Genomic DNA, 8,971 nt, shown 5'->3' with positions numbered 1-8,971 from the left:
GGCAGTGCCCGGGCGGTGGCCGCGGGCGACCCGCGACCGGACCCGACGGCCCTGCTCGCGGGGATGCACCTGGTCAACTACCAGCCCGCGACGGACGCCTGGCCGGGGCTGTGGACGAACTGGCGCCCCGACCTGCTCGACCGCGACCTCGCGGCGGTCGCGGCCCTCGGCGGCAACACCGTGCGGGTGAGCGTCATCCCCGACACGTTCGGCTGGCCGGCGCCGAAGCCGGTCATGACGGCCCGGCTCGCGCAGTACGTCGACCTCGCCGCGAAGCACGGCCTGCGGGTCCAGCTGACCCTCTTCGACTGGTTCGGCCGCACCGACCAGGTCGCGCAGAGCACCACCTGGGTCCGGGCCGTCACGGCGCCGTACCGCGGCGACTCCCGGGTCGCCTTCGTCGAGCTGCTCAACGAGGTCGACCCCGGCGACGCGCGGACGACGGCCTTCCTGCAGGCCCTGCTGCCCGTCGTCCGGACGGCGCTGCCCGGGGTGCCGAGGACCGTCTCGGTGAGCTCGACCGCCGGGCCGGACGCCCTGCGCCGGCTCGTCACCGCCCTGCCCGGGCTGCTCGACGTCGCGGACATCCACTACTACGGCGAGGCGTCGAGCGCGTACGCCTGGCTCGGCCGGGCGAAGGCCGCGGCGGGCGGCCTGCCGCTGCTCGTCGGCGAGGCCGGGCACTCGATGCGCTACCCGACGGACACCGCCCGCGGGCGCGCCCACCACGAGGCGCTCCAGGCGGTCTGGTTCGACGCCGTCCTGCGGGCCGGGCGCGACCGCGGCGTCCCGATCGGGGTGTGGATGCTCACCGACCTCGCGCCGACGGCGATCCCCGGGCACGCCGAGCGCGAGGCTCCGCAGGAGTACACGTTCGGGCTGCGCCGCCTCGACGGGACGCTGCGGCCCGCGGCCGGGGTGGTCCGCGCGTGGTGGAGCGGGAAGCCGCCGGCCGGGCTCACCGACACCTTCTCCCGGTCCTCGACGGACGGGCTGCCTCCCGGCTGGCGGATCGACCGCCCGGCGGCGGCGACGTACGGCCGCGACGCCGCCGTCGGTGCCGCGGCGGCGGGCAGCGCGCGGGTCTCGGGGGCGTCCGGGGACGCGCTCGCGGTGCCGAACCTGTTCCGGCTCGTGCCGGTCGACGTCCGGGCCGGGAGCCGGGTGCGGGCGACGGCGAAGGTCCGGTTGCCCGGCAGCGGTGCCGTGTCCGTGGCGCTCGGCTGGCACGACGCGTCGGGCGCGTTCCTCGGCGGGCCGCAGTCGGCGACGGCGCGGCGGGGGACGGCGTGGACGACGCTGTCGGTGACCGGCACCGCGCCGAAGGGGGCCCGGACCGTCGTCGTCTACCTCAAGGCCTCGGGCGTGGCGGGCTCGGTGTGGTTCGACGACGTGACCGTCCTGCCCGTCGCCTGAGGCGGGACCCGCGCAGGGTCAGCAGTCGCAGGCGATCGTCACGCGGAGCCGGGTGTCCTCGCGCTCCTCGTGCCACTCCACGTCGCGGCCGCAGCCCGGGCAGGCGGCGACGAAGACGACGACGTCCGGTGCGGGGACGCCACGCAGCCGGGCGCGCGCGAGCGCGACCCGGGCGCTCTCGGTCCGGCCCGCGGGCAGCGGGACGAGTGGGACGCCGGGCAGCAGGGCGGCAGGTCCCGGACCGGCGACCGGTGGCGCGTCCGTGCTCGACATGACCTCGTCCCTCCGCCGGTGCCCGGGTGGCGCCGTCACCGGACCATCGACCCCCGCGCGGGGCGGCTTGAGGGACCGGTCCCTACGCTGGCCCCCGTGGAGACACGTGCGCTCGGCCGGACGGGCCGACAGGTAGGGGTCGTCGGGCTCGGCTGCTGGCAGCTGGGGGCGGACTGGGGCCAGGTCGAGGAGAAGGACGCGGTCGCCGTCCTCGAGGCCGCGGTGGAGTCCGGGGTGACCTTCCTCGACACCGCCGACGTCTACGGCGACGGTCGCAGCGAGACGCTCATCGGCGCCTTCCTCCGGGAGCGCCCCGACGTCGCGGCGCGGGTCACCGTGGCGACGAAGATGGGCCGGCGGGCGAACCCGCACGTGCCCGCCGAGTACTCGACGGCGAACTTCCGGGCGTGGGCCGACCGCAGCCGGGCGAACCTCGGCGTCGACACCCTCGACCTCGTCCAGCTGCACTGCCCGCCGACGCCGGTCTACTCCTCGGACGCGGTCTACGACGCGCTCGACGCCCTCGTCGCCGACGGCACCCTCGCCGCGTACGGCGTCTCCGTCGAGACGTGCGACGAGGCGCTCACCGCGATCGCCCGGCCGAACGTCGCGACGGTCCAGATCATCCTCAACGCGTTCCGGCTCAAGCCGCTCGAGCGGGTGCTGCCGGCGGCGCGGGCGGCCGGGGTCGGGATCATCGCCCGGGTCCCGCTCGCCAGCGGGCTGCTCTCCGGCAAGTACGACGAGACGACGACGTTCGGTGCCGACGACCACCGCACGTACAACCGGCACGGCGAGGCGTTCGACGTCGGCGAGACGTTCAGCGGCGTCCCGTTCGACGTCGGCGTCGCCGCGGCCCGCGAGGTCGCGGCGCTCGCCCCGCCCGGCGCCACGACCGCCGCCTTCGCGCTGCGCTGGATCGTCGACCAGCCCGGCGTCAGCGTCGTCATCCCCGGCGCCCGCAACGCCGAGCAGGCCCGGGGCAACGCGGCCGCGGCCGGCCTGGCGCCGCTCGACGCGGCCGCGCTGGACGCCGTCCGCGGGATCTACGACGCGCGGGTCCGCAGCCACGTCCACGACAGGTGGTGAGTCCGGGGGTGACCGGCGCCGTCCGCCCCGGCCCGTAGGATCGACGGGCGCACCGAACGAGAACCCTCCGGAAGGACCACCGTGCTCCGCACCCATGAGGCCGGCACCCTGCGTGCCGACCACGTCGGCCAGACCGTCACCCTCGCCGGCTGGGTGTCCCGGCGCCGGGACCACGGCGGCGTCGCCTTCCTCGACCTGCGGGACGCCTCGGGCGTCGCCCAGGTCGTCGTCCGGGACGAGACCGTCGCCCACGGCCTGCGCAACGAGTACTGCCTGCGGGTCACCGGCGAGGTGTCGGCCCGTCCCGAGGGGAACGAGAACGAGAACCTGCCCACCGGGGCGGTCGAGGTCGTCGCGAAGGACGTCGAGGTCCTCAACGAGGCCGCGCCGCTGCCGTTCCAGATCGACGAGCACGTCGAGGTCGGCGAGGAGGCGCGGCTGCGCTACCGCTACCTCGACCTGCGTCGCCCGGCGCCCGGCGCGGCGCTGCGGCTGCGCAGCAAGGTCAACGCGGCGGCCCGCGAGGTGCTCGCCCGGCACGACTTCGTCGAGATCGAGACCCCGACGCTGACCCGGTCGACGCCCGAGGGCGCCCGCGACTTCGTCGTGCCGGCCCGGCTCGCGCCGGGCTCCTGGTACGCCCTGCCGCAGAGCCCGCAGCTGTTCAAGCAGCTGCTCATGGTCGCCGGGATGGAGCGGTACTACCAGATCGCCCGCTGCTACCGGGACGAGGACTTCCGCGCCGACCGGCAGCCGGAGTTCACCCAGCTCGACATCGAGATGTCGTTCGTCGAGGAGGACGACGTCATCGCCCTCGCCGAGGACGTCCTCGCGGCGCTCTGGAAGCTCATCGGCCACGAGGTCACGCTGCCGCTGCCCCGGATGACCTACGCCGACGCGATGCGTCGCTACGGCAGCGACAAGCCCGACCTGCGCTTCGGCCTCGAGCTCGTCGAGTGCACGGAGTACTTCTCCGGCACCGGGTTCCGGGTCTTCCAGGCGCCCTACGTCGGCGCCGTCGTCATGCCGGGCGGGGCGTCCCAGCCGCGCAAGACCCTCGACGCGTGGCAGGACTGGGCCAAGCAGCGCGGTGCGCGCGGTCTCGCCTACGTCCTCGTCGGCGATGACGGCGAGCTCGGCGGCCCGGTCGCCAAGAACCTCTCGGACGACGAGCGCGCGGGGATCGCGGCGCACGTCGGCGCGACGCCGGGGGACTGCGTCTTCTTCGCGGCCGGCGAGGTCGCGCCGTCCCGGGCGCTGCTCGGCGCCGTCCGGCTCGAGGTCGGCCGCCGGGTCGGGATCATCGACGAGTCGGCGTGGTCGTTCCTCTGGGTCGTCGACGCGCCGCTCTTCGAGCCGAGCGCGAAGGCCGTCGAGAGCGGCGACGTCGCGGTCGGCGCGGGGGCCTGGACGGCGGTGCACCACGCGTTCACCTCGCCCAAGCCGCAGTGGCTCGACACCTTCGAGTCCGACCCCGGCAACGCGCTCGCCTACGCCTACGACATCGTCTGCAACGGCAACGAGATCGGCGGCGGGTCGATCCGTATCCACCGCAGGGACGTGCAGGAGCGGGTCTTCGCGCTCATGGGCATCACGCCCGAGAAGGCCCAGGAGAAGTTCGGCTTCCTCCTGGAGGCGTTCAAGTTCGGCGCCCCGCCGCACGGCGGCATCGCGTTCGGCTGGGACCGGATCGTCATGCTCCTCGCAGGCGCCGAGTCGATCCGCGACGTCATCGCGTTCCCGAAGTCGGGCGGCGGCTACGACCCGCTCACCGGGGCGCCCGCGCCGATCACGCCCGAGCAGCGCAAGGAGGCCGGCGTCGACGCGAAGCCGGCCGTCAAGGAGCCGAAGCCCGAGGACGCCCGCGTCTGAGGCGTCCCGGTACGACGAGGGCCCCTGCCGGTCGGCGGGGGCCCTCGTCGTACGGCGGGGGTGTCAGCCGGTGAACGGCACCCGGACCCACGACAGCGGCTCGGTGGCGTCCTCGTCGACGGTCACCCGCAGGTAGTCGGTCGCGTTGCCGGACCCGTCGACGGTGACCCGGTGCAGGTTCGGCACCGCCGGGACGCCGTAGAACGACGTCCACGTCGCCGCCAGGCCGATCGGCGAGGCCTTCGTGCCGTCCAGGGGGTTGTCGTCGGTGAAGACGTGGCTGTCGCCGTTGAGCAGGTAGACGGGCTTGCCGTACTTCAGCGACTCGGCGGCGATCGTCTGCACGACCGGTCGGAACGCGCCGAACGCGAGGTCGACCTGCGGCGTCGTCGGGTCGAACATGTCGGCCTGCATCATGAGGACGACGGCCTGGTCACCCTCGCCCCTGGCCCGCCGGAACGTCTCCTTGACCAGGGCGATCCCGGCCGCGGTCCGGGCCTTCTCCTCGGCGACCTGCTCCGGGGTGGGGGCGGTGCGGCCGGTCCACGGCAGCAGGCTGTTGTTGCTGCCGACGATGTGCACCGCGGCGAACGCGACGTCGGCCCGCTCGAACGAGACGTTCTCCGGGATCCCGGCACGCGCCTGGCTGCGGACCTTCATCGTGGCCCGGCCGAGGGTGCGTCCCGGCGCCGGGACGAAGACCTCGCGCACCTTCGCGAGCCGCTCGAGCGGGTCGTACGTCCCGTTGTTCGGCCGGTGGCAGTCGGTCCACTCGTTGTCGCCCGGGGTGTAGACGAGCGGCTTGGTGAACGCGTCGAAGTCGCTGCGGATCGTCGCGAAGTACGCGTCGCTGCACAGCGACGACCCGCTCTTGATGTCGCCGAGGTGAGCGACGAACCGGACCTCGCGGTCGGCGCCGATCTGGGCGACGTTCGCGGGGAACGCCGCGAGGGCCGCGTCGCCGTACGGGATGTCGCCGATGACGGCGAAGGTGTACGGGCCGTCGTCCGCGCTGGCGGTGGCGGCGGTCGCCACGGAACCGCAGGCGAGTGCCGCGGTGGCGAGGACGGCGCCGGCGGCGGCGCCGAGTCGGCGGGAGCGTGCGGTGCGGGCCATGGAGGCGCCCTTTCGGTCGGGGGCCGGACGCGCCGATGCTCGCGGCCTCCGGTGAACGGGGCCGACCGGTGCGACGCACGCCGGATGAACCTCCCGGGCTGCTACCGCGCGGAGTCCTCCGCGAGCCCGGCGCCGGCGGCGAACCGGGAGGACGCGAGGTGCAGCGCCATCCGGTAGCCGAGCCGCTCGTAGAGCCGGCGGGCGGCGGGGTTGTCCGCGTAGAGGTCGATGGTCACCGCGGCGGCGCCGGCGGCGAGGGCGTCCCGGGTGAGGCAGGCGGTGACGGCGGCTCCGAGGCCCTGCCCGCGGGCGGCCGTCGCGACGGCGATCGAGGCGAGCAGCGGCACCCCGGGGACGGCCTCGTAGTCGGCGCCGCAGGCGAGCAGGGCGCCGTCCGGGCCGCGCACCCCGAGCCAGCCGCGCACGGCCGGCTCACCGGGCTCGGCGCTGTGCCGCGGGCTCTCGGCGGCCAGCAGCGCGGTGATCGCGGCGTGGTCGTCGGCTCCGAGCGGGACGACCCGGTCCTCCGCGGGCACCGCGGCCGGGGCTGTCGTCGTCCACATCCAGTCCCACTCGGCGGGTGCGGACAGGCCGGGGAACGCGTCGGCGAGGGCCCGGGCCCACGGCCCGCGCTCGACGGTCACGAAGTCGGCGCCGCTGCGCCCTGCGACGTGCCGGACGACGTCCACCACCGCGCCGGTCGTGCCGGGGTCGCCGGCGGGGTCGACGACGACGAGGCCCGTGCCGTAGGCCCGCCGGTGCCGCACGAGCGCGACGACCCCGGACGCCGGGTCGTGCCAGGCGCACCCGGGCTCGGGCTGCGCGACGCCCCAGCGCAGCCAGGCGGCGACGCCGGGGCGGGGCTCAGGCCGGTGCGTCGGGCGCGGCCACGTGCCGACCGGCACCGGTGCGACCCGCGGGGGAGTCGGCGAGCCCATACGCATCCACCTCGAGGTCTTCGGGGCCTTCGCGCAGGCCGAACCGGTCGTGCAGGCGGCGCAGCGGTTCCGGTGCCCACCAGTTCCACTCGCCGAGCAGCGTCATCGTCGCGGGCACGAGGAGCATCCGCACGAGCGTGGCGTCGACGGCGACCGCCACGGCGAGCGCGACCCCGATCTGCTTGATGATGAGCAGGTCGCCGGCCACGAAGCCGGCGAAGACGACGACGATGATGAGCGCCGCCGACGTGATGATCCGGCCGGAGCGCTGCAGGCCGTTGAGCACCGCGGCGTCGTTGTCGAGGCCGAGGTCGCGGAACTCCTTGATCCGTGACAGGAGGAACACCTCGTAGTCCATCGACAGCCCGAACGCGAAGGCGAGCGCCAGCGCCGGGATCGTCGTGTCGATGCCGCCCGCGGAGGAGAAACCGAGCAGCGACTCCAGGTGACCCTCCTGGAAGACCCAGACGAGCACGCCGAAGGACGCGCCGAGCGAGACGATGTTCATGACGAGCGCCTTGAGCGGCACGAGGACCGAGCCGGTCATGAGGAAGAGCAGCACGAACGTCGCGAGGGCCACGACGCCGACGGCGTAGGGCGCGCGGGCGAGGATCCCGGCGGTGAAGTCGGCGACGTTCGCGGCCTCGCCCGTGACGTAGGAGGTGAACCCGGGGCGGACGTCGCGGACCCGCTCGACGACGGCGCGGGCGGCGTCGGACTGCGCGTCGTCCGTCGTCCGGATCCCGAGGACGGCGACGGCGTCGGCCCCCGTGCCCTGGACCCGGGCCGGGTCGACGGACGCGACGCCGGGCAGGTCGGCGACGCCGCGCTGCGCGGCCCAGGCGTCGAGGTCCGCCGCCGGGCGGCCCGGGGCGACGACGACGACCGAGGCCTCGCTCAGCGCCCCGAAGCGGGTCTCGACGGTCTCGAAGAGCACACGCTGCGCGGAGTCCGGCGGGAGCATCTTCACGCCACTGGAGACCAGCCGCATCGACAGCACCGGCACGGCGGCGACGACGAGCACGGCGGCGACGGCGAGGATGACGACGAGAGGACGGCGCTGGACCCGGCGGGCGAGCCGGGAGAAGGCGCCCTCGGCCGGGGCGACGTCACCGAGGCGGCGGGCCAGGCGGTCGAGCAGCGGGACCCGGTGCAGCACCCCGGGCCGGATGAGCCGGTCCCCGGAGACCGCGACGAGCGCGGGGACGAGCGTGAGCGCGACGAGGAGCGCGACGACGACGACGCTCACCCCGGCTGCGCCGACGGCCCGCAGGACCGACGCGTTCATGAGGAGCAGCCCGGCCAGGCTGACGGCGACGGTGATGCCGCTGAAGAGGATCGTCCGCCCCGCCGTCCCGAGGGTGTGCTCGAGGGCGCCCTCGAGGGCCGCCGCTCCGGGGCTCTCGTCAGGGCCCAGCCCGTCGCGGGCGTGCAGCCGGCGCAGCTCCTCGCGGTAGCGGCTCACGAGGAGCAGCCCGTAGTCGATGCACAGGCCCAGCCCCAGGACGCTGACGACGCTCGGCACGCTGGAGTCGAGGTCGATGACGTACGAGAAGCCGAGCAGCGTCGCCAGGCCGCCGCCGATCGAGGCGATCGCGCCGACGATCGGCAGCCCGGCGGCGAGCAGGCCGCCGAACACGAGCACCATGACGAGCAGGCTCAGCGGCAGCGCGATCGTCTCGCCCTTGCGCAGGTCGCTGCCGACCTTGCCGTTGATCTCGTCGACGAGCGTCTGGATGCCGCCGACCGTCGTCCTCGCCCCGGGCGCCGCCGCGCTGACCTGGGCGCCGAGCGCGCCGAGGCGCTGCGTGACGATGTCGAGCGTCGTCCGCTGGACGCTGCGGGTGAGGTCCGGGTCGAGGGTGACGACGACGAGGAACGCCCGCCCGTCGGTCGACAGGAGCGGGCTCGGGGTGCCGGCCGGTCCGAGGTAGGGGTCGACGACGGACTGCACGTGGTCGATCCCCGCGAGGCCCGGGCGGGCCCCGGTGACGAGGCCGCGCAGCGCCGGGTCCTGCGGGTCCGTGCCGTCGACGAGGAGCTGGAGCACGGTGCCGGTCGTGTCCGAGGCCGCGAGCAGCTCCCGGCCGGTCGTGCTCTCGCCGGGCACCTGGGGGGCGTCGCCCGCCTGGAGCCGGTCGAAGAGGGCCTCGTTGCCGAAGGCCCCGGACGCCGCACCGAACCCGGCGACGACGGCCACGAGCCACGCCACGAGGAACCAGCGGGCCTTGCGTGCGATGAGGCGTCCGAGAGCGTGCAGCACGTCG

Annotated in this window: 7 protein-coding genes; 3 read left to right on the top strand and 4 right to left on the bottom strand. The window is 75.2% G+C overall.

Going from position 1 to position 8,971, the window contains the following annotated elements; all coding sequences use genetic code 11:
* Window positions 1-1,416, top strand: a 1,416-nt coding sequence (locus EDJALFJO_RS26495; RefSeq protein WP_143448798.1) for a cellulase family glycosylhydrolase, incomplete at its 5' end; no start/stop codon positions are given.
* Window positions 1,417-1,434: 18 nt separating this feature from the next.
* On the opposite strand, the gene EDJALFJO_RS26490 is transcribed toward EDJALFJO_RS26495, so the two are convergent.
* Window positions 1,435-1,689 (bottom strand): hypothetical protein, encoded by a 255-nt coding sequence (locus EDJALFJO_RS26490; RefSeq protein ID WP_088289324.1) that lies wholly within the window; start codon window positions 1,687-1,689, stop codon window positions 1,435-1,437.
* 96 nt (window positions 1,690-1,785) lie between these two features.
* Here EDJALFJO_RS26490 and EDJALFJO_RS26485 point away from each other — a divergent pair, with 96 nt between their 5' ends.
* Window positions 1,786-2,778, top strand: coding sequence for an aldo/keto reductase (locus EDJALFJO_RS26485; protein WP_088289323.1), 993 nt, complete (start codon window positions 1,786-1,788; stop codon window positions 2,776-2,778).
* Between the two features lie 81 nt (window positions 2,779-2,859).
* Entirely contained in the window at window positions 2,860-4,650 is a 1,791-nt protein-coding gene (gene aspS, locus EDJALFJO_RS26480; RefSeq protein WP_088289322.1) for an aspartate--tRNA ligase, read from the top strand.
* Between the two features lie 63 nt (window positions 4,651-4,713).
* Here aspS and EDJALFJO_RS26475 read toward each other — a convergent pair whose 3' ends face one another.
* The 3 genes from EDJALFJO_RS26475 to EDJALFJO_RS26465 form a co-directional block, all read right to left on the bottom strand.
* Window positions 4,714-5,766, bottom strand: a complete 1,053-nt coding sequence (locus tag EDJALFJO_RS26475) for a metallophosphoesterase family protein (RefSeq protein ID WP_088289321.1) — start codon at window positions 5,764-5,766, stop codon at window positions 4,714-4,716.
* A gap of 101 nt (window positions 5,767-5,867) precedes the next feature.
* On the bottom strand, window positions 5,868-6,671 hold the full coding sequence (locus EDJALFJO_RS26470; RefSeq protein ID WP_143448797.1) for a GNAT family N-acetyltransferase: 804 nt from the start codon (window positions 6,669-6,671) through the stop codon (window positions 5,868-5,870).
* The gene (locus tag EDJALFJO_RS26465; protein WP_088289319.1) at window positions 6,631-8,967 is read right to left on the bottom strand and encodes an MMPL family transporter; all 2,337 of its coding nucleotides are present in this window, start codon (window positions 8,965-8,967) and stop codon (window positions 6,631-6,633) included. Before EDJALFJO_RS26465 ends, EDJALFJO_RS26470 begins: the two co-directional genes overlap by 41 nt.
* Between the last annotated feature and the right edge of the window lie 4 nt (window positions 8,968-8,971).

Origin of the sequence: Kineosporia sp. A_224 (genome assembly GCF_002198655.1) — a bacterium.
In the GTDB taxonomy this organism is placed as follows: Bacteria; Actinomycetota; Actinomycetes; order Actinomycetales; family Kineosporiaceae; genus R-H-3.
The sequence above is the reverse complement of the archived record's forward strand: the minus strand, read 5'-3'. Positions and strand labels throughout refer to the sequence as shown.